Origin of the sequence: Streptomyces sp. NPDC001536 (genome assembly GCF_042894505.1) — a bacterium.
Lineage (GTDB): Bacteria > Actinomycetota > Actinomycetes > Streptomycetales > Streptomycetaceae > Streptomyces.
The window spans coordinates 245,383-266,659 of sequence record NZ_JBIAVQ010000014.1 but is presented as its reverse complement, the minus strand read 5'-3'; the positions used below and the strand labels follow the sequence as shown (position 1 = coordinate 266,659).

Sequence of the window (21,277 nt, the reverse complement as noted above, 5' to 3'; positions counted from 1 at the left end):
CGTGGGCAGGGCCCCGGAGGACGTACCTCCGGGGCCCCGCTGTCACTTACGGCGTCCCACGACCCGCGCGAAACCGAGCACATGCTCGACGTCGGCGTGCATCAGGTCGACCGACCAGCGCGCCATGTCCGCCATGAACTCGCTCGGGCTCTCCGTGGCGCACACCTCGCTCCACAGCAGCCAGTCGCGCCGGCCGTCCTCCTGCCAGTCGGCCGTCTCCACCGCCACGGCCCCGCTGCGCGTCCACAGCCGCCGCCACCAGGCGGGGGAGTGGAACGCCCAGAAACCGGGGTCCTTCTCCCAGTACTCCTTCAGATGCGCCGGAGGCTCGTCGCCCTCCAGTTCCTCCCGAAGCGCCGGTACGACGATCCCGATCCGCCCGCCCGGCTTCAACAGCCGCGCCAGCGTGGGCAGATACAGGTCGTTCGTGCCGAAGTACTGATACGCGTCGACGGAGACGATCGCGTCGAACGTGCCCTCGCCGAACGGCAGGTCGTGCGCCTCGGCGTACACCGGCAGCACACGGTCGGCGACACCCGCCTCGGCGACGCGTACGGCATTGTCGTCGGCCTTGATCCACAGGTCGGCGGCGGTGACCTGGACGTCGTACTCCTTGGCGAGGAACACGGACGTCATGGCGCGGCCGCAGCCCAGGTCGAGGACGCGGGCGCCGGGGCGCAGGTTCTCCAGCCCCAGCGCGGGCGCCAGCCACTCCAGCAGCCACAGCGCGTTCGGGCCCATCTGGTTCTCGATGACCCAGCGGACGTCGTAGCCGTTGCTGCGCGGGTAGCGGGCCTGGGTCAGCCGCTGGACGAGGTCCTCATCCGAGGTCCTCGGGGTGATGTCTGACATCGGTGAACGGGCTCCTTGAGTCCTTCGTAGGGAAGAGAGATGCGTAGGAGCTCGGTCGGACCTTCAAACAATGCACCTGCTTGGGCCAGGGGCGTAGGCGCCCGGGATTCTCAGCCGGACACGCTACGCTCGCCCGCCATGAACGCGCACCAGGATTCCGAGTCCGACATACAGGAGGAGTACGACGACGAGGTGCTGGACGCCCGGCGGGCCCGCTGGACGGCGTCCGGCACCGGGGCGCTGCTGGCCCTCGCGGGCCTGGCCGCGTCGGCGCTCCGGCTGAGCGGAGCCGCCCCCACGCTGGTGCCGGCCGCCTACGCCTCCGGCGCCGTGATGTGCGCGCTCGCGGCGGTCCTCGGCTCCCGGGGACGCACCCGCAGGGCGCTGTGGCTGCTGATCGCCGGCGTGATGGTGATGGCGCTGGGCGACCAGTTCGACTGAGGTGACAGAGAGGACGTTACTGTCCTGTGATCTGTCTCCCACTCCTGTGAATAAACGCACGAATGCGGTAAACGATCATTTCTGGCTGCAAGAGTGGTCTCCGCATTGCTCATGCGTTCTTTGCGGGCCGTTCATCTCATCGACGACTGTTCCCGGTCAAAGATCCACAAATCCACCCGGGAGCACGTTCCGTGGCAGCCCTCGCACGCTGGTGTGTCCAGCGCCGCCTCGTCGCCGTCCTGCTGTGGCTCCTCGCCCTCGGCGGGGTGACCGCAGCCGCCGTGGCCACCGGCTCGGCGTACTCGAACGACTACGAGGTCCCCGGCACCGAGTCCGGCCGCGCGACCCAGCTGCTCCAGGAGGGCTTCCCCGAGCTCGGCGGTGACAGCGACACCGTCGTCTGGCACACCACGTCCGGCACGGTCCGGGCCTCCGCGGTCGAACAGACCATGACCCGGACCCTCGACGAGATCGCCGAGCTGCCGGGAGTGGCCGCCGTCGTCAGTCCGTACGACGAGCAGGGCGCCGGCCGGATCAGCGAGAACGGCCGTACCGCGTACGCCACCGTCACCTTCGACGACCGGGTCGAGGACATCGACAAGGGCGAGGCGCAGGCCGTCGTCGACACCGCCAAGGAGGCCGCGAGCGACGGGCTCCAGGTGGAGCTGGGCGGCAGCGCCATCGCGCTCACCGAGTCCTCGGGCGGACATCTCGCCGAGGCCGTCGGCGTGCTCGTCGCCGCGGTCGTGCTGTTCCTCGCCTTCGGCTCGCTCGCCGCCTCACTGCTGCCCATCGCCACCGCGCTGGTCAGCGTCGGCACGGCGTACGCCGGGATCGTGCTGCTCGGGCACGCCATGACCGTCGCCGACTTCGCCCCCATGCTCGGCATGCTGATCGGGCTCGGCGTCGGCATCGACTACGCCCTGTTCATCGTCACCAGACACCGGCGCGGACTGAAACGCGGGCTCGACGTCGCCGAGTCGATCACCAACGCCGTCGCGACCACCGGACGGGCGGTCGTCTTCGCGGGTGCCACCGTTTGCATCGCCCTGCTGGGCATGCTGATCCTCCGGCTGAGCTTCCTCAACGGCGTCGCCATAGCCGCCTCGCTCACCGTCGTCCTCACCGTCGCGGCCTCCGTCACCCTGCTGCCCGCCCTGCTCTCCCTCATCGGCATGCGCGCCCTCAGCAGGCGCGAGCGACGGCACCTGGACGAGCACGGGCCCCAGCCCGAGCTGCCGACCGGGCTCGCCGCACGCTGGTCGGCGTTCGTGGAACGGCACCCCAAGCTGCTCGGCGCGGTCGCCCTGGTCGTCATGACCGTCCTGGCCCTGCCCACGCTGGGGCTGCACCTGGGCACCTCCGACCAGGGCAACAACCCGAAGGCGTCCACCACCCGCCAGGCCTACGACCTGCTCGCCGACGGCTTCGGCCCCGGTGTCAACGGCCCGCTGACCCTGGTGACCCCCATCGACGGCGCCGAGGACAAGCTCCTCCTCGACAACCTCGACGCCACCATCCGCACCACCGAGGGCGTCGCCTCGTCGACCCCGGTGACCTACGACGCGGGCGGGGACATCGGGTACTTCACGATCGTCCCGGAGTCGTCCCCGCAGTCCCAGAAGACCAGCGACCTCGTCGACCGGCTGCGCGGCGAGGTGCTGCCGCGCGCCGAGACCGGCACCTCGCTCGACATCCAGGTCGGCGGTGTGACGGCGTCGTACGACGACTTCGCCGAGGTGATCGTCGGCAAGCTCCCCCTGTTCGTCGGCGTCGTCATCGGCCTGGGCTGTCTGCTGCTCCTGCTCGCCTTCCGGTCCGTCGGCATCCCGCTGAAGGCCGCCGCGATGAACGTCGCCGCGGTCGCCGCCGCCTTCGGGATCGTCGTCGCGATCTTCCAGTGGGGCTGGGGCAGCGAGCTCCTGGGCCTCGGCCGGGCGGGACCGATCGAACCCTTCCTGCCGGTGATCATGGTGTCCGTGCTCTTCGGGCTCTCCATGGACTACCAGGTCTTCCTGGTCAGCCGGATGTACGAGGAGTGGCTGGAGACCGGTGACAACCGACGGGCCGTCCGCGTCGGCCTCGCCGAGACCAGCCGGGTGATCAACTCCGCCGCGGTCATCATGATCTCGGTCTTCCTCGCCTTCGTCCTCAGCGGCGACCGCGTGATCGCCATGTTCGGCATCGCGCTCGCCGCCGCTGTCGCCCTCGACGCCTTCGTTCTCCGTACGCTGCTCGTCCCCGCCCTCATGCATCTGCTCGGCGGCGCCAACTGGTGGCTGCCGGGCTGGCTGGACCGCCGGATGCCGCGCATCAGCATCGAGCCGCCCGAATGCCGCGCCGCCCATGAAAGGGTGGACGCCGTCGTGGCGGAGCTGGAGAGGGAGCGGGACGAGGATGTACGCGATATCGCTGGGTGACGGTGCCGAACTGCGGCCGCTGGAGCCCTGGCACGCCGAGGAGTTCCTGGCGAACCTGGAGCGCGGCCGGGAGTTCATCGGGCAGTTCATCGCCTTCGGCTCCCAGGTCGTCGACGTCGAGTCCGCGCGCGAGACCCTCCAGCGCTACGCCCAGATGCGCGCCGACGACACCGGCGGCTACCACGGCATCTGGCTGGACGGAAAACTCGTCGGCGGGGTCCTCACCCTCAACTTCGACGCGGCGCAGGGCAATTGCGAGGTCGGCTGCTGGCTGGAGCCCGCCGCCACCGGACGCGGGCTGATCACCCGGGCGATGCGGTTGCTCATCGACTGGGTGATCGAGGAACGCGGCGCCCACCGGATCGAATGGGTCGCCGCCGCCGGGAACACCCCCAGCCTGAACGTGGCCCGGCGCCTCGGGATGACCCGCGACGGCGTCCACCGTCAGGCGCACCTCTATGGTGGGAAGCGGCACGATCTCGAGGTTTGGTCGGTGCTGGCGCCCGAGTGGCGTGAGGCACGCACGCGTGCCGCTCACAACGATCATTAAGAGACCTCTCAGACTGCGTCCGTACGGTGCGAGGTATGGGAACCAAGACTGCTGACGAGACCGGGGCCGAGACGGGCCCCGAGGCCAGGACCGACGAGGAGAAGGTGGACGTCACGAAGAGCGACGCCGTGGGCGCCGACGAGGTGACCGAGGCCGAATCCGCGCCCGGGACCGAGGTCGACGACGCCGAGGACGGCGACGAGGCCGAGGTCCTGGAGGGCCTCGCCGAGGACGGGAAGGAGGGCCCGTCCGGCGTCGGCCAGGGTGCGGCCGCCGTCGTGTCCGCGGTGCTCGGTCTGGTCTCCCTCACCGGTGGCTGGATCGGTACGGTCGCCGCCGCCCGCGAGACCCTCGTGGGCCAGCTGGAGACGGCGTCGACCGCGACCGTCGCCACACAGGTCAAGGAGATCTACGGCGACGCCTGGCAGACCTCCGCGCTGTGGGCCGGCTTCTTCGCGCTGGCCGCGCTGATCGTGGGCGTCTTCGTGCTGGCCCGGCCCGCCTTCGGGGCGCCCGGCAAGCCGCAGGCCCCGTGGATCAAGTCGGTCGGCTGGGCGGGTGTCTCGCTCGGGGTCATCGGCCTGCTCCTGGCCGTCCTCAAGTACACCGACGTCCTGCTCGGACTGCCGTCCACGAGCTGAATCACCGCAGGTCACCAAGGGGTCTTAGGCCCGCCGTAAGCACCTTACGCGGCGCCTGAGGCCCCTTGGGCACGTCTAAGGCCCCCACGGCGTCCGAAGATGCGGAACTCTCCCGATGTGGCGGACCCGCCTCGGAGACGAAGGTTGAGGCATCGCAGAAAGCGAAGCACGAAACCGACTCTCCCAAGGGGACACCATGTATGAGTACGAGCTCTCCCAGCTTCGCTCCGCCGACCTGCTCCGTCAGGCCCAGCAGGAGCGACTGGCCCGCGAGGCGGTCCGCGGCCGTCGCGCCGCCCGCCGCGAGGCAGCCGGCCACGAGACCGAGGGCGAGGTGCATACCGGGCGCACCCGCCGGCTCCGGTTCCTGCGCGCCGCGTGAACGCGGGGGAGGGGGACGGCCGCCCGCCGACCGAGGCGGCCGTCCCCCCGAACACCGACACACACCAGCGAATCGACGCCGTCCCGCACGCAGGGGCGGCGTCGCGGGGTGTCACAGGGAAGGCCGGGGCGGCAGTGGAGTCCGTGGTGGGGGAGACGGGGGTGGCACCGAGGCCCGAGCTGACGGAAGCGGGTGCGGTGGCCAGGTCCGGGGTTCCCTCGGCGAGGGACGCCGCCAGGACCGCAGTCCCGCCGAAGGGGGCGGTGCCCGGCGGTGTCGTGCCGTCGGCCGGGGCGGCGTCCGAGCGCCCGCGCCCCGCGAAAACCGGTGCCGTGCTGTCGGACACCCGTGCGATGCTCGGGCCCGTGGAGACCAGGTCCGTCAGTCCCGTGTTCGTCGGCCGCACCGACGAGCTCACCCAGTTGAACGAGGCACTCGCCCGTGCCGCCGCGGGCGAGCCGCAGGCGTTGCTGATCGGCGGCGAGGCCGGTGTCGGCAAGACCCGTCTCGTCGAGGAGTTCGCCACCGTCGCCGGCGGACAGGGCGCGGTCGTCGCGCTCGGCGGCTGCGTCGAGATCGGCGCCGACGGACTGCCCTTCGCCCCGTTCTCCACCGCGCTGCGTGCCCTGCGCCGCGAACTGCCGGACGAGATGACCGTCGCGGCCGCGGGCCAGGAGGAGGAACTGGCCCGGCTCCTGCCCGAACTGGGCGAGGCACCCTCGGGACGCCACGACGAGCAGAGCATGGCCCGCCTCTTCGAACTCACCGCCCGGGTGCTGGAGCGCCTCGCCGCCGACCGCACGGTCGTCGTCGCCCTCGAAGACCTGCACTGGGCCGACGCCTCCACCCGCCACCTCCTCGCCTACCTCTTCCGCACCCTGCGCACCGGCCGCCTCGTCGTCCTCGCCACCTACCGCGCCGACGACATCCACCGCCGCCACCCGCTGCGCCCCCTGCTCGCCGAACTCGACCGGCTGCGCACCGTCCGCCGCCTCGAACTCGGCCGCTTCAACCGCACCGAGGTCGGCCGCCAGATCGCCGGCATCCTCGCCTCCGAACCCGACCCGGCCACCGTCGACGACATCTTCGAACGCTCCGACGGCAACGCCTTCTTCGTCGAGGAACTCGCCGTCGCCGCCCACGAGGGCTGCTGCACCGGCCTCACCGACACCCTCCGCGACCTGCTCCTGGTCCGCGTCGAGGGACTGCCCGAGAGCACCCAGCGGGTCGCCCGGGTCGTCGCCGAGGGCGGCTCCACCGTCGAGTACCGGCTGCTCGCCGCCGTCGCCGGGCTCGCCGAGGACGACCTCATCGAAGCGCTGCGAGCCGCCGTGAACGCCAACATCCTCATCGCCGCACCCGACGGCGACGGCTACCGCTTCCGCCACTCCCTGGTCCGCGAGGCCGTCAGCGACGACCTGCTGCCCGGCGAGCGCTCCCGCCTCAACCGCCGCTACGCCGAGGCCCTGGAGGCCGACCCCGCGCTCGTGCCCGCCGACGGCCGCGTCATGCGGCTGGCCAGCTACTGGTACCACGCCCACGACGCCGCCAAGGCCCTGCCCGCCGTCCTGGACGCCTCCGTCACCGCCCGCCGCCGGCACGCCTACTCCGAACAACTGCGGCTCCTGGAACGCGCGATGGAGCTCTGGGACACCGCCCCCGAGGACGTCCGGGCCGCCCTGCGCCCCGTCGACTACGCCGAGGTCTACCCCGCCTGCGGCTGCGACCCGGCCACCCCGCTGCGCTACCTCGACCTGATGGCCGAGGCCGCCGTGGCCGGCCGGCTCTGCGGGGAGCGGGAACGCGCCCTGAAGATCACCAAGCGGGCGCTGCACCTCCTGGAGGAGGAGGGCGATCCCCTGCGCAGCGCCTGGTTCTGGGTACAGCGCTCCCGGCTGATCTCGGCGCTGTCCCGGGGCGACGGCTGGGCGGAACTGGCCACCGCCCAGGAGCTGGTACGCGGCCTGCCGCCCTCGGAGGTGCATGCCGAGGTGCTCGCCAACGTCGCCAACTGGTCCATGGTGCACGTCCCCGGTCCCGACGCCTTCTCCGCCGCCGAGCGCGCCGTGGAGTACGCGCGCATGCTCGGCGTCCGCGAGATCGAGATGAACGCCCGGCTCACCCTGGGCAGCCTCATGGTCCACGCCGGTGACATCGACGCGGGCCTGCGCGAGATGCTGGACGTCAAGCGGCAGACGGTCGAGCAGGGTCTGTCCGCCATCGCCGGCCGCGTCTATGTGAATCTCCCGGACGCCCTCGAAGCCGTCGGACGCTCCGCCGAGGCCGTGCCCATCCTGGAGGAAGGGCTCGCCTACACCCGGCAGTACGGCCTCCCGGACAGCGAGGCCTGGGCCTGGGGCAACCTCGCCGAATCCCTGTGCAGCCTGGGCCGCTGGGACGAGGCCGCCGAAGCCTCCGACAACGCCGGGCGCGTCGGGCAGAGCGCCAAGCCCCGCGGCTTCCATGCCCTCCTGCGCGCCGAACTCGCCCTCGCCCGCGGGGACCTGGCCGAGGCCGGTCACCAACTGGCCGCGTCCCGAGGCCACTTCGGCAGCCACGATCGGCCGCCCCAGAACGAGATCCCCCTCGCCCGCGTCGCCATCGGCGTCGCCGCCGGCGAGGGCCGCCTCCTGGACGCCCGCGCCGAACTCGAACGCGCCATGGACACGGGCTTCCCGCCCGACACCCAGCGCTACGCCTGGCCCCTCCTCCTGACCGCCGCCGCCATGGAGGCCGACGCCCTCGGCCTGCCCGCCGCCGACCCCGGCCGCCCCGAACTCCTCGAACGCATCCGCACGGCAGCCAAGCCCCTGGCCACCAACGTCCCCGTCTGGCAGGCCTATGAACGCTGGGTCCGCGCCGAGCTCCTGCGCGCCGAGGGCAAGAGCGACCCCGACGACTGGTCGGAGGTGGCCGCCGCCTTCGAGCGCTTGGACCGCCCCTACGACCTCGCGCGCGTCCGCCACCGCCTCGCCGAGTCCCTCCTGAGCACCGGCGGCGAGGACGAACGCGACCGTGCCACGGAGCTGCTCCGTCTCGCCCACGCCGTCGCCCGCCACCTCGGGGCCCGCCCCCTCGCCGACGCCGTCACCCAGCTCGCCCAGCGCGCCCGCCTCCCCCTGACCCACGCCCCGAAGCGGTCCCAGGTCCCCTCGGCCGATTCCCTCGGCCTCACCGGCCGGGAGCGCGATGTCCTGCGCCTGGTCTCCGCCGGCCGCACCAACCGTCAGATAGCCGAGGAGCTGTTCATCTCCCCGAAGACGGCCAGCGTCCATGTCTCGAACATCCTGGCCAAGCTCGGTGTCTCGGGCAGGGGCGAGGCCGCGGCGGTGGCGCACCGGCTGGGGCTGTTCCCGGCGGAACCGTTCACCGGCCGGACGGCGGGGTGAGGCCCGGCCGGAGCGGGGCCACAGGCTCACCGGTCGGACGAACGGCGCCAGGCTTACGCTGTAAAGGACATCGGCCCAGGGAGGTCCCGTGTTCAACACCTTCGAGGAACTGTTCGCGCCCGGTCGAAAACACACCCAGGACGAACAGAACCGGCTGGCACTGACACGGGAGGACGTCGGTGACAACGACCCGGGACGAGGGCCGATAGACCTCGCGTCCGGCAAGGTCGTCGTCCGGCGGCCCACGCCGGACGAGGACGAGTCCGCCCAGGACTGACGGCCCGGTCAGCTCACCTGCACCTGAAGGATCCGGTCGTCCCCGTCCTTGGGATCACCCCTCCCGTCCGTGTTGCTGGTGACCAGCCACAGCTTGTCGCCGCCCGCCGACACCACGGTGCGCAGCCGGCCGTACTCACTCTCCAGGAACGCCTGCGGGTCGGCCGAGGCCTCCGTGCCCTTCAGCGGGATGCGCCACAGCCGCTGGCCCCTCAGTCCCGCCATCCATATCGAGCCCTCCGCGTAGGCGATACCGCTGGGGGAGGCGTCGTCCGTGGCCCACTGGGCTATGGGGTTGCGGTAGTCGCCGTCGTCGGACCTGCCCTCGACCTCCGGCCAGCCGTAGTTGCCACCCGGCTCGATCGCGTTCAGTTCGTCCCAGGTGTCCTGGCCGAACTCCGAGGCGAACAGCCGCTGCTTGGCGTCCCAGGCCAGGCCCTGCACATTGCGGTGGCCGAACGAGTACACCGGGGAGTCGGGGAACGGATTGCCCGGGGCCGGATCGCCCTCCGGCGTCAGCCGCAGGATCTTGCCGCCGAGAGACTCCTTGTCCTGGGACAGACCGGTGTTGCCGCTCTCGCCCGTGCCCGCGTACAGCATCTTGTCCGGGCCGAAGGCGATCCGCCCGCCGTTGTGGATATAGCCCTTGGGGATGCCCCTGAAGACGGTGTCCGGGGCGCCCAGCTGCTCGCCGGACGGCTTGTCCTCCTCGTAGAGCATGCGGACGATGCGGTTGTCCGAGGCCGAGGTGAAGTAGGCGTAGACCATGTGGTCCGAGGCGTAGTCCGGGGACAGCGCGAGGCCCATGAGCCCGCCCTCACCGGCGGGGGAGACCCCCGGCACCTCGCCCAGCTCGGTCTTCTTCCCGGTCTCCCCGTCGACCCGGGTGATCGTCGCCTCGTCCCGGGAGGAGACCAGCAGATCGCCGTCGGGCAGCGGGGCCAGGCCCCAGGGCGTGTCCAGCCCGGTGGCGGCCGTGCGCAGCACCTTCACCGAACCCTTCGCGGGAGGCGTCTCCTCGGCGGCCTGCTGGGTGGGGGAGGCCGCCGATGTCGTACCGCCGCCCGGTGTCGTACCACCACCCGAGGGCCCGCTGCCGTCGTCCGAGGAACATCCGGCCGTCGCCAGGAGCGCGGTTGCGGCCAACACGGCCGCCACTGCTCGTCGTTGCACGATCTCGGTCCCTTCGACGCGGTGGGTTCTACTGTTCTTACACCGCTCGGGCCTCACAGGTTCCCGATCTCCGGGACCCGAACCACGAGGGGCCCCTCAGCCGCGGGAACCCGTCAGTCCCAAGAACCCCTCAGTCCCAGGATCCCCGCGCCGCCGGCAGCCCCGCCACCTCCGCCAGATCCTGCGCGGACAACCGCAGGTCGGCAGCCCCCGCGTTCTCCGTCACCCAGCGCTCCTGCTTGGCACCCGGGACCGGGACCACATGGCGGCCCCGTGACAGCACCCACGCCAGGGCCACCTGGGCGGGCGTGACGGTGTCGCCGTGGCGGGCGGCGATGCGGCGCAGGCCGACGACGATCGGCTGGTTGGCGGCCATCATCTCCGCGGTGAAGCGGGGGTGGCGGGCGCGGACGTCGTCCGGTTCGAAGCCCTCGCCGGGGGTCAGGGTGCCGGTGAGGAAGCCGTTGCCCAGCGGCATCGCCGCCAGGAAGCCGACGCCACGCGCCTCGCACCACGGCAGCAGCGACTCCAGGGCCTCCGGCGACCACACCGACAGCTCCGCCTCCACCGCGCTCACCGGGAAGACCTGCTGGACCCGCTGAAGCTGGCGGATCGTCGCGTCGTGCAGCCGGGCCCCGGACCGGCGGCCACCGCGCGCACCCACCGCGCACAGCCCCAGCGACCGCACCTTCCCGGCCTGCACCAGCTCCGCCATCGCGCCCCAGGTCTCCTCGACCGGCACCTCGGGGTCGGCCCGGTGCAGCTGGTACAGGTCGATCACGTCCGTCTGGAGCCGCCGCAGCGACGCGTCGCACGCCCGCTTCACATAGCCGGGGCGGCCGTTGGCCACGATGTGCTGCTCGCCGACCAGCAGCCCCACCTTCGTCGACACGAAGGCCTCCCCGCGCCGCTCCTTCAACACCCGCCCCACCAACAGCTCATTGGTGAACGGGCCGTACATGTCGGCCGTGTCCAGCAGTGTCGAACCCAGGTCCAGCGCCCGGTGCACGGCCCTGAACGACTCCTCGCCCCGCTGCCGCGACCCGCTGTAGGCCCAGCTCATCGGCATGCAACCGAGTCCGACATCCCCCACCGCGAGCGCCGCCGCCCCGATCGTCCTGCGCTCCACCTGCTCGTGACCCTCCCTCTTCCGGCACCCCACAACCTAACCTCTGCACCCTCACGCACCTGACATAGCCTCGGACCATGACCGCTGACGTGTGGCTCCCCATCCCGCCGGAAGAGATCGCAGGGCTCCCCGAGGGGCCCCACTACCTTTTCTGGGACGGGGGTGAGGACGGGAAGCAGGAGTTCCCCGGGGACCCGGCCGACTGCGCCGTGTACGTCGTGCCGTACATGAAGCGGCAGCCCGTGAAGGTCCGCCCGCTGAAGGAGATGCGCAACCTGCGGCTCGTCCAGACGCTCACGGCGGGCGTCGACGACGTCCTGGCGCAACTGGACGACATCGTGCCCGGCGTGGACCTGTGCAACGCGCGCGGTGTGCACGAGGCGAGCACCGCCGAACTCGCCCTCACCCTCACACTGGCCTCGCTGCGCGGCATCCCCGGCTTCGTCCGCGCCCAGCAACAGGAGCACTGGCAGGGCGACTTCCACCCGGCGCTCGCCGACAAGTCGGTGCTCATCGTCGGCTACGGCTCCATCGGCGCCGCCATCGAGGACCGGCTCGTACCGTTCGAGGTCGCGCGGGTGGCGCGCGTCGCGCGCTCCGCGCGCACCACGGAGCGCGGACCGGTGCACCCGCTCACCGAACTGCCCGCCCTGCTGCCGGAAGCGGACGTCGTCATCCTCTCCACCCCGCTGAACGACACCACCCGAGGTCTGGTGAACTCCGGTTTCCTGGCCCGGATGAAGGACGGCGCCCTGCTGGTGAACGTCGCGCGCGGGGGCGTCGTCGACACCAAGGCCCTGCTCGCCGAACTGGAGAGCGGCCGGATCACCGCGGCCCTGGACGTCGTCGACCCCGAACCGCTGCCCGCGGGTCACCCGTTGTGGCAGGCGCCCGGCGTGCTCATCAGTCCCCATGTGGGCGGACCGACGTCCGCGTTCCTGCCGCGCGCCAAGCGGCTGCTGGTGGACCAGTTGGGGCGATTCGTGAACCGGGAGCCGCTGCGCAACGTGATCCTTACGACGGGCCCCACAAGCGCTGACATCCGCGGAGCAACAAGCGCGTAATCCGTTTCCGGTACCCTCCGCTACCTTCCGGACGCGGTCCGTGCTCGCATCGCCGCTGGTCGTCACGGAGCGTAGAGGAACTATGTCCCTGAGTGACGAGACTGGTGTATCGTCCCGACAGGGGCTGCGCCGCGCACCGTTCGGCGCCGGGGATGGACATTGCAGACTGTGAGGGGGGCGACGGGCGATGCACGGCCTATGGACGAACGATCCGACGCGGCGAAGCCGCCGACGGCGACCCTGGCGCACGGCCGCGCGCAGACGCGGTCACCACGGCAGCCACAGCTGCCGGCACAGCCATCACCACCGCAGGCACAGCAGCCGCAGGAGGCATGCGCATCCAGCGACCCCGGACTCCCGGGACCCTGGAGCGGCGCGGACCAGGAGGGTTCGGTGAGTTCGCCGCCGCCTCCCACGACCACCCTCAACGGAGCGCTGCGGGCACAGCCTTCGCCAGGGGCGCCGCTACCCCGGCCGCCGGCCTCCGGCAGCCGGGCGAGCCTGGTCCATCAACTCGTACTGGCCCTGGTGTGCGCGGGATACGCCGTCGGTTCCGCGCTCGGCTGGGGCTCTCAGGAAGTCGCTCTGATCATGGGCGACTTCGGGCTGAGCGCCGCGGCGGGCATCGCCGCCGTCTCCTGTTTCCTCTACGCCCGTAACCGCCGGGTCCGCTTTCGACTCGCCTGGATGCTGTTCGCCCTCTCCTCGGCCATGGCGTCCCTGGGCAATCTGGTCTGGGGGTGGTACGAGGTCGTGCTGCAACGGCCCGTGCCCACCCCCAGTTACGCCGACGGGTTCTTCCTGTGCTTCGCGCCGCCCGCCATCGTGGGCCTGCTGGTCCTCGCCAAACGGCCGGTGACGAAGGCCGGTTGGGTCTGTCTCGGACTGGACGCCTGGCTGATCGGCGGCTCGCTGCTCACGCTCTCGTGGAGCCTGGCCCTCGCCCAGGCGGCGCGGTCCGAGGGCTCCAGCGTCTCGCAGACCGCGCTGTCACTGGCGTACCCGCTGCTGGACATCGCCCTGGTCAGCATGGTGCTCGCGCTGCACTTCCGGCGCTCGGCGGTGAACCGTACGGCGGTGAACACCGCGATCGGCGCACTCGCCCTGACCGTCATGTGCGACGCCCTGTTCACCTCGCCGCTGGTCCAGAACGCCTACCGCTCCGGCCAGTTGCTGGACGCGGGCTGGTTCGCCGGCTCGCTCCTCCTCGCGTACGCGCCCTGGGCCGCACCCCGGCCGGGCAGGACGACCACCGAAGGGCAGGACGGAGGGGGGCACACACGCGTGGTCCACGAGCATCTGCCGGGACAGCGCGGCGGCATCCACCACCACGCACCCCCGCAGGGAGGTGATCACAGCCGGTATCCGGCCGCGGGGCCCATCGTCGGCTCCCTGTCCGCGCTCACGCCGTATCTCGCCGCCGCCGTCTGCACGCTGGGCATCCTCTACAACGTCCTCAACGGCCACAGCGTCGACCGCGTGGTGCTCCTCACCGGCGGCACCGTCGTGCTCGCCCTCGTGGTACGTCAGGGCATCATGCTGCTCGACAACATCACCCTCACCCAGGAACTGGCGCAGAAGGAGAACCACTTCCGCTCCCTGGTGCAGGGCTCCAGCGACGTCATCATGATCGCCGCACCCAACGGGATCCTGCGGTACGTCTCCCCGGCCGCCGCCGGCGTCTACGGCTGCCCCGCGGAGGACCTCGTGGGCACCGAACTGGCCAATCTCATCCACCCGGAGGACCTGGGCTGCGTGGTGCACGAGGTGCGCCGCTTCCTCGCCGCCAACCCTCTCGATGAACCCACTACGCGCATCGAGTGCCGCTTCCGGTCCGGCGACGGGGGCTGGCTCAATGTCGAGTCCACCGTCAACCGCCACCACGGCGGCCTCATCTTCAACAGCCGGGACGTGACCGAAAGAGTGCGCCTCCAGGCGCAGCTCCAGCACAACGCCGAGCACGACCCGCTCACCGACCTGCCCAACCGCGCCCTGTTCACCAAGCGCGTCCAGCACGCGCTCTCCGGCCGCCGCGCCTCCGACCGCGGCACCGCCGTCCTCTTCATCGACCTCGACGGCTTCAAGGCCGTCAACGACACGATCGGGCACCAGGCCGGGGACGAGCTGCTCGTCCAGGCCGCGCGCAGACTCCAGGACGCGGTCCGGCACGGCGACACCGCGTCCAGGCTCGGCGGCGACGAGTTCGCGGCCCTGATCGTCGGGGACGGCACCCGTGACCGCAGCGCCCGCGAGCGGCACATCCTGGAGCTCGCGGACCGCCTCAGGATCACGCTCTCCCAGCCCTACCTCATCGACGGCAACGATGTCCGTGTCGCCGCCTCCATCGGCGTCGCGTTCTCGGAGCCCGGCCTCGGCGCGGGCGAGATCCTGCGCAACGCCGACCTGGCCATGTACCGCGCCAAGTCGGCCGGAAAGGGCCGCGTCGAGCTGTACGCGCCCCAGATGCAGCAGGACGTCGTCCGCAAGGCGGAGCTGGCCACGCGGCTGCGTGCCGCGCTGCACGACGGCGAGTTCACGCTGCTGCACCAGCCCGTGGTCTGTCTGGAGGACGGCCGGATCACCTCGGTCGCCGCCCAGGCGCGCTGGCGCTCCTCGCAGGGGGTGCTCTTCACGCCCGCCGAGTTCCTGAGGGTGGCCGAGGACAGTGACAAGACGGCCGAGCTGGGCCGCTGGATGCTGGAGGAGGCCGTCGAGCAGTCCGCCGAGCGTGCCGCGACCGGGCTGACCGTGCCGGTGGCCGTCCGGATGAACGCCCGCCGGCTGCTGGACCGCTCGCTGCCGCTCGGCTCGATCGAGGCCCTGCTGACCCGGCACGGGCTGCCGTCCGGGTCCCTGGTGATCGAGCTGTCCGAGACCGACCCCAGGGTCTCCCTCGACGAGCTGGAACGCCGTCTCGGCGCCCTGCGCAGGCTCGGTGTCCGGATCGCCCTGGACGGCTTCGGGAGCGGATACGCGGCGATCACGGCACTGCGCAGACTCCCCGTCGACGTACTCAAACTCGACCGCAGTCTGGTCGAGGGGGTCGTGGAGTCCGCGCGGCTGCACAAGATCACCAGTGGGCTGCTCAGGATCGCCGGGGACCTCGGGCTCCAGTCCGTGGCCGACGGGGTGGATCTGCCCGAGCAGGTCGTGGCGCTGCGGGCGATGGGGTGCACCCATGGACAGGGGATGGCGTTTTCCGGTCCGTTGGACGAATACCGGCTGCGCCGGGCGCTCGGTTCCGGCCATTATCCGGTACCGCACGGACCCGCGGAGCCCGCGTTCGCGGGGGGCGGTGCGGGGGTGTACACAAGTGGTGTGCCCGCTGTTCTCGGAGGCGGAAGTGCCCTTCGCTCACATAATGAGACTCCCGTCCCACCCGCTTGACACTGGGTGTGCGCCGGGGGGAGGGTCAGTGCCATGCGCACCCGAATTCTCGTACTTGGAAAGCGCGTCGGCTGAGCTGGTGACGTCCGGATCGACCCGGAACTCCCAGCGACCACACGGCGCGCTCCCCTCGCTTGCCTCTTGGCACGAGGGGTTTTTTGTTGCACAGACACCAGGCGTAAAAAGCACCACACCGTACAAATCTCGCAAAAACCCTCAGCATCGAGAAGAGAATGACGATGACCGAGCAGGCCACCGGGGCCCATCCGCAGCCGCGGCCCCGATCCGGAGGACAGCAGTCCGCCCCCGAGCACGTCACGGGCGCGCAGTCCCTCATCCGCTCTCTCGAGGAGGTCGGCGCCGAGACGGTATTCGGCATCCCCGGCGGTGCGATCCTGCCCGCGTACGACCCGCTGATGGACTCCCGGCGGGTGCGCCACGTCCTGGTCCGCCACGAGCAGGGCGCCGGCCACGCGGCCACCGGCTACGCGCAGGCCACCGGCAAGGTCGGTGTCTGCATGGCCACCTCCGGACCTGGTGCCACCAACCTGGTGACCCCGATCGCCGACGCGCACATGGACTCGGTGCCGCTCGTGGCGATCACCGGGCAGGTCGCGTCCAAGGCGATCGGCACGGACGCCTTCCAGGAGGCGGACATCGTCGGCATCACGATGCCGATCACCAAGCACAACTTCCTTGTCACCAAGGCCGAGGACATCCCGCGGGTGATCGCGCAGGCGTTCCACATCGCCTCCACCGGCCGCCCCGGCCCGGTCCTGGTCGACATCGCCAAGGACGCCCTCCAGGCGCGGACCACCTTCTCCTGGCCGCCCACCATGGACCTGCCCGGCTACCGGCCCGTCACCAAGCCGCACGCCAAGCAGATCCGCGAGGCCGCGAAGCTCATCACCAACGCCAAGCGGCCCGTCCTCTACGTCGGCGGCGGTGTCCTCAAGGCACACGCCACCGCGGAGCTCAAGGTTCTCGCCGAGCTCACCGGAGCGCCCGTCACCACCACCCTGATGGCGCTCGGCGCATTCCCCGACAGCCACCCGCTGCACGTGGGAATGCCGGGCATGCACGGTGCGGTCACCGCCGTCACCGCGCTGCAGAAGGCCGACCTGATCGTCGCCCTCGGAGCCCGCTTCGACGACCGCGTCACCGGCAAGCTGGACAGCTTCGCCCCGTTCGCCAAGATCGTCCACGCCGACATCGACCCGGCCGAGATCGGCAAGAACCGGGCCGCGGACGTGCCGATCGTCGGTGACGCCCGCGAGGTCATCGCCGACCTGGTCCAGGCCGTCCAGAAGGAGCACAGCGAGGGCCACCAGGGCGACTACACCGCCTGGTGGAAGGACCTCAACCGCTGGCGCGACACGTACCCGCTGGGCTACGACCACCCGACCAACGGCACGCTCTCCCCGCAGCAGGTCATCGAGCGCATCGGACAGCTCGCGCCGGAGGGCACGATCTTCGCGGCGGGCGTCGGCCAGCACCAGATGTGGGCCGCGCACTACATCCAGTACGAGAAGCCCGCGACCTGGCTGAACTCCGGCGGCGCCGGCACCATGGGCTACGCGGTCCCGGCCGCGATGGGCGCCAAGGCCGGAGCCCCGGACCGGACGGTCTGGGCGATCGACGGCGACGGCTGCTTCCAGATGACCAATCAGGAGCTCACCACCTGCGCCCTGAACAACATCCCGATCAAGGTCGCCGTCATCAACAACGGCGCCCTCGGGATGGTCCGCCAGTGGCAGACCCTCTTCTACAACCAGCGGTACTCCAACACCGTGCTGCACTCCGGCCCCGACGACGTCAACCCGCAGGCCCGCGGCACCCGCGTCCCCGACTTCGTCAAGCTGTCGGAGGCCATGGGCTGCTACGCGATCCGCTGCGAGTCCCCGGACGACCTCGACAAGGTCATCGAAGAGGCGAACTCCATCAACGACCGTCCGGTCGTCATCGACTTCATCGTCCATGAGGACGCGATGGTGTGGCCGATGGTCGCCGCCGGCACCTCCAACGACGAGATCCTGGCCGCCCGGGACGTCCGCCCCGACTTCGGCGACAACGAAGACGACTGAGCGAGAGAGACGTAAAAGATCATGTCCAAGCACACGCTCTCCGTCCTGGTGGAGAACAAGCCGGGCATCCTCGCCCGCATCGCCGCGCTCTTCTCCCGCCGCGGCTTCAACATCGACTCGCTCGCCGTCGGTGTCACCGAGCACGCCGACATCTCCCGCATCACGATCGTGGTGAGCGTCGAGGCGCTGCCGCTGGAGCAGGTCACCAAGCAGCTCAACAAGCTCGTCGAGGTGCTCAAGATCGTCGAGCTGGAGCCGTCGAGCGCCGTTCAGCGTGAACTCGTTCTGGTGAAGGTGCGCGCCGACAACGAGACGCGCTCGCAGATCGTCGAGATCGTCCAGCTGTTCCGCGCCAAGACCGTCGACGTCTCCCCGGAGGCCGTCACCATCGAGGCCACCGGCGGCAGCGACAAGCTGGAGGCCATGCTCAAGATGCTGGAGCCGTTCGGCATCAAGGAGCTCGTCCAGTCCGGCACGATCGCGATCGGCCGCGGCGCCCGTTCGATCACGGACCGCTCACTGCGCGCCCTCGACCGATCCGCGTGACGCTTTGTACGGGCGGCCGAGGTCGTCGGCCGCCCGTATAGCGAGACCCCGAGACTTCACTTCACCCCGCCGTCATACGGTGGGACGCAACACCTGCACTCAAGGAGAGAACCCAAAGTGGCCGAGCTGTTCTACGACGCCGACGCCGACCTGTCCATCATCCAGGGCCGCAAGGTCGCGGTCATCGGTTACGGCAGCCAGGGCCACGCCCACGCGCTGTCGCTGCGCGACTCGGGTGTCGACGTCCGAGTCGGTCTCCACGAGGGCTCCAAGTCCAAGGCCAAGGCCGAGGAGCAGGGCCTGCGCGTGGTGACGCCGTCGGAGGCCGCCGCCGAGGCCGACGTCATCATGATCCTGGTGCCGGACCCGATCCAGGCCCAGGTCTACGAGGAGTCCATCAAGGACAACCTCAAGGACGGCGACGCGCTGTTCTTCGGCCACGGTCTGAACATCCGCTTCGACTTCATCAAGCCCCCGGCCGGCATCGACGTCTGCATGGTCGCCCCCAAGGGCCCGGGCCACCTCGTCCGCCGCCAGTACGAGGAGGGTCGCGGCGTTCCCTGCATCGCGGCCGTCGAGCAGGACGCCACGGGCAACGCCTTCGCGCTGGCCCTGTCGTACGCCAAGGGCATCGGTGGCACCCGCGCGGGCGTCATCAAGACGACCTTCACCGAGGAGACCGAGACCGACCTGTTCGGTGAGCAGGCCGTTCTCTGCGGTGGTACGGCCGCGCTGGTCAAGGCCGGTTTCGAGACGCTGACCGAGGCGGGCTACCAGCCGGAGATCGCGTACTTCGAGTGCCTGCACGAGCTGAAGCTGATCGTCGACCTCATGTACGAGGGCGGCCTGGAGAAGATGCGCTGGTCGGTCTCCGAGACCGCCGAGTGGGGCGACTACGTCACCGGCCCCCGCATCATCACGGACGCCACCAAGGCCGAGATGAAGAAGGTCCTCGCCGAGATCCAGGACGGCACCTTCGCGCGTGAGTGGATGGCCGAGTACCACGGCGGTCTGAAGAAGTACAACGAGTACAAGCAGCAGGACTCCGAGCACCTGCTGGAGACCACCGGCAAGCAGCTGCGCAAGCTGATGAGCTGGGTGAACGAGGACGCGTAAGCCTCGTACGACGGGGCCGGAGCGTCATGCTCCGGCCCCGTCGTCCAACCCGTCGAAGCACGGACGGGTGATCCTTCCGCGGAGGCGCAAGACGACCTCCATCGCGCCACTACACTGGCGCACAACATTCGCGTCAGGCCCACAGCGTCGTGCGTCTTCGCGGCTAGCACCCCCCTCCACCGCATGCGGCCGTCGGGACGGCCGTCCGCACGCATTGGACTTGTGAGGACTCACGTGAGCTCGAAACCTGTCGTACTCATCGCTGAAGAGCTGTCGCCCGCGACCGTCGACGCGCTTGGACCCGACTTCGAGATCCGGCACTGCAACGGCGCGGACCGCGCCGAGCTGCTGCCGGCCATCGCCGAGGTCGACGCGATCCTGATCCGCTCGGCGACCAAGGTCGACGCCGAGGCGATCGCCGCCGCCAAGAAGCTGAAGGTCGTCGCACGAGCCGGCGTCGGCTTGGACAATGTCGACGTCTCCGCCGCCACCAAGGCCGGCGTGATGGTCGTCAACGCCCCGACCTCCAACATCGTCACCGCCGCCGAGCTGGCCTGCGGTCTGCTGCTGGCCACCGCGCGCCACATCCCGCAGGCCAACACCGCCCTGAAGAACGGCGAGTGGAAGCGCAGCAAGTACACCGGTGTCGAGCTGGCCGAGAAGACCCTCGGTGTCGTCGGCCTCGGCCGCATCGGCGCGCTCGTCGCCCAGCGCATGTCGGCCTTCGGCATGAAGGTCGTCGCCTACGACCCCTACGTGCAGCCCGCGCGGGCCGCGCAGATGGGCGTCAAGGTGCTGTCGCTGGACGAGCTGCTGGAGGTCTCCGACTTCATCACCGTGCACCTGCCGAAGACCCCCGAGACCCTCGGTCTCATCGGCGACGAGGCCCTGCACAAGGTCAAGCCGAGCGTGCGCATCGTCAACGCCGCGCGCGGCGGGATCGTCGACGAGGCCGCCCTGTTCTCGGCGCTCAAGGAAGGCCGGGTCGCCGGCGCCGGCCTCGACGTCTACGCGAAGGAGCCCTGCACGGACTCCCCGCTGTTCGAGCTCGACGAGGTCGTCTGCACCCCGCACCTCGGCGCCTCCACCGACGAGGCCCAGGAGAAGGCCGGCATCGCCGTCGCCCGTTCCGTGCGCCTCGCGCTCGCCGGTGAGCTCGTCCCGGACGCCGTGAACGTCCAGGGCGGTGTCATCGCCGAGGACGTCAAGCCGGGCCTGCCGCTCGCCGAGCGCCTCGGCCGGATCTTCACCGCGCTCGCCGGCGAGGTCGCGGTCCGCCTCGACGTCGAGGTCTACGGCGAGATCACCCAGCACGACGTGAAGGTGCTGGAGCTCAGCGCCCTCAAGGGTGTCTTCGAGGACGTCGTCGACGAGACCGTGTCGTACGTCAACGCCCCGCTGTTCGCGCAGGAGCGCGGTGTGGAGGTGCGCCTGACGACCAGCTCGGAGTCGGCCGACCACCGCAACGTCGTCACCGTGCGCGGCACGCTGGGCAGCGGCGAGGAGGTCTCCGTCTCCGGCACGCTGGCCGGCCCCAAGCACATCCAGAAGATCGTGGCCGTCGGCGACTACGACGTCGACCTGGCGCTCGCCGACCACATGATCGTCCTCAAGTACGAGGACCGTCCCGGTGTCGTCGGCACCGTGGGCCGTGTCTTCGGCGAGGCCGGCATCAACATCGCCGGTATGCAGGTGTCCCGTGCGGTCGCCGGCGGCGAGGCGCTCGCGGTCCTGACCGTGGACGACACGGTGCCCGCGAATGTGCTGACCGAGGTGGCCGAGGAGATCGGCGCGACGTCGGCTCGTGCGGTGAACCTGGTCTGACGT

At 70.7% G+C, this 21,277-nt stretch carries 16 protein-coding genes; 13 read left to right on the top strand and 3 right to left on the bottom strand.

The features are described from left to right. Positions 1–42 precede the first annotated feature (42 nt). Positions 43–852, bottom strand: a complete 810-nt coding sequence (locus ACFY0U_RS33685) for a methyltransferase domain-containing protein (RefSeq protein WP_388642249.1) — start codon at positions 850–852, stop codon at positions 43–45. A 138-nt stretch (positions 853–990) separates the two neighbouring features. Here ACFY0U_RS33685 and ACFY0U_RS33680 point away from each other — a divergent pair, with 138 nt between their 5' ends. The 7 genes from ACFY0U_RS33680 (at position 991) to ACFY0U_RS33650 (ending at position 8,952) form a co-directional block, all read left to right on the top strand. After that, positions 991–1,293 (top strand): hypothetical protein, encoded by a 303-nt coding sequence (locus ACFY0U_RS33680; RefSeq protein WP_388642248.1) that lies wholly within the window; start codon positions 991–993, stop codon positions 1,291–1,293. A gap of 191 nt (positions 1,294–1,484) precedes the next feature. Then, a complete protein-coding gene (locus ACFY0U_RS33675) occupies positions 1,485–3,713 on the top strand; it encodes an MMPL family transporter (RefSeq protein WP_388642246.1) in 2,229 nt (742 codons plus the stop codon). After that, a complete protein-coding gene (locus ACFY0U_RS33670) occupies positions 3,691–4,263 on the top strand; it encodes a GNAT family N-acetyltransferase (RefSeq protein ID WP_388642244.1) in 573 nt (190 codons plus the stop codon). The genes ACFY0U_RS33675 and ACFY0U_RS33670 overlap by 23 nt, the downstream gene beginning before the upstream one ends. A gap of 35 nt (positions 4,264–4,298) precedes the next feature. Continuing rightward, positions 4,299–4,904 (top strand): hypothetical protein, encoded by a 606-nt coding sequence (locus tag ACFY0U_RS33665; protein WP_388642243.1) that lies wholly within the window; start codon positions 4,299–4,301, stop codon positions 4,902–4,904. A 196-nt stretch (positions 4,905–5,100) separates the two neighbouring features. Beyond that, the gene (locus ACFY0U_RS33660; protein WP_388642242.1) at positions 5,101–5,286 is read left to right on the top strand and encodes a hypothetical protein; all 186 of its coding nucleotides are present in this window, start codon (positions 5,101–5,103) and stop codon (positions 5,284–5,286) included. Positions 5,287–5,639: 353 nt separating this feature from the next. Next, positions 5,640–8,675 (top strand): AAA family ATPase, encoded by a 3,036-nt coding sequence (locus tag ACFY0U_RS33655; RefSeq protein WP_388642304.1) that lies wholly within the window; start codon positions 5,640–5,642, stop codon positions 8,673–8,675. 88 nt (positions 8,676–8,763) lie between these two features. Further along, complete coding sequence (locus tag ACFY0U_RS33650) at positions 8,764–8,952, top strand: DUF6191 domain-containing protein (protein ID WP_388642240.1); 189 nt, start codon at positions 8,764–8,766, stop codon at positions 8,950–8,952. A gap of 8 nt (positions 8,953–8,960) precedes the next feature. Here the strand turns inward: ACFY0U_RS33650 and ACFY0U_RS33645 are convergent, their stop codons facing one another. Next, positions 8,961–10,124, bottom strand: a complete 1,164-nt coding sequence (locus ACFY0U_RS33645; RefSeq protein ID WP_388642239.1) for a PQQ-dependent sugar dehydrogenase — start codon at positions 10,122–10,124, stop codon at positions 8,961–8,963. Positions 10,125–10,254: 130 nt separating this feature from the next. After that, the gene (locus ACFY0U_RS33640) at positions 10,255–11,253 is read right to left on the bottom strand and encodes an aldo/keto reductase (RefSeq protein ID WP_388642237.1); all 999 of its coding nucleotides are present in this window, start codon (positions 11,251–11,253) and stop codon (positions 10,255–10,257) included. 77 nt (positions 11,254–11,330) lie between these two features. Here ACFY0U_RS33640 and ACFY0U_RS33635 point away from each other — a divergent pair, with 77 nt between their 5' ends. From ACFY0U_RS33635 to serA, 6 genes are all read left to right on the top strand, one after another. Then, the gene (locus ACFY0U_RS33635; protein WP_388642236.1) at positions 11,331–12,317 is read left to right on the top strand and encodes a 2-hydroxyacid dehydrogenase; all 987 of its coding nucleotides are present in this window, start codon (positions 11,331–11,333) and stop codon (positions 12,315–12,317) included. 393 nt (positions 12,318–12,710) lie between these two features. Then, the gene (locus ACFY0U_RS33630; RefSeq protein ID WP_388642234.1) at positions 12,711–15,704 is read left to right on the top strand and encodes a putative bifunctional diguanylate cyclase/phosphodiesterase; all 2,994 of its coding nucleotides are present in this window, start codon (positions 12,711–12,713) and stop codon (positions 15,702–15,704) included. A 233-nt stretch (positions 15,705–15,937) separates the two neighbouring features. Further along, entirely contained in the window at positions 15,938–17,788 is a 1,851-nt protein-coding gene (locus ACFY0U_RS33625) for an acetolactate synthase large subunit (protein WP_388642232.1), read from the top strand. Between the two features lie 21 nt (positions 17,789–17,809). Next, positions 17,810–18,334 (top strand): acetolactate synthase small subunit, encoded by a 525-nt coding sequence (ilvN, locus tag ACFY0U_RS33620; protein ID WP_266821643.1) that lies wholly within the window; start codon positions 17,810–17,812, stop codon positions 18,332–18,334. A 117-nt stretch (positions 18,335–18,451) separates the two neighbouring features. Beyond that, positions 18,452–19,450: a ketol-acid reductoisomerase gene (gene ilvC, locus ACFY0U_RS33615; RefSeq protein ID WP_388642230.1), complete on the top strand. Its 999-nt coding sequence runs from the start codon at positions 18,452–18,454 to the stop codon at positions 19,448–19,450. Between the two features lie 234 nt (positions 19,451–19,684). Further along, positions 19,685–21,274, top strand: a complete 1,590-nt coding sequence (gene serA / locus ACFY0U_RS33610; protein ID WP_388642228.1) for a phosphoglycerate dehydrogenase — start codon at positions 19,685–19,687, stop codon at positions 21,272–21,274. Positions 21,275–21,277 lie beyond the last annotated feature (3 nt).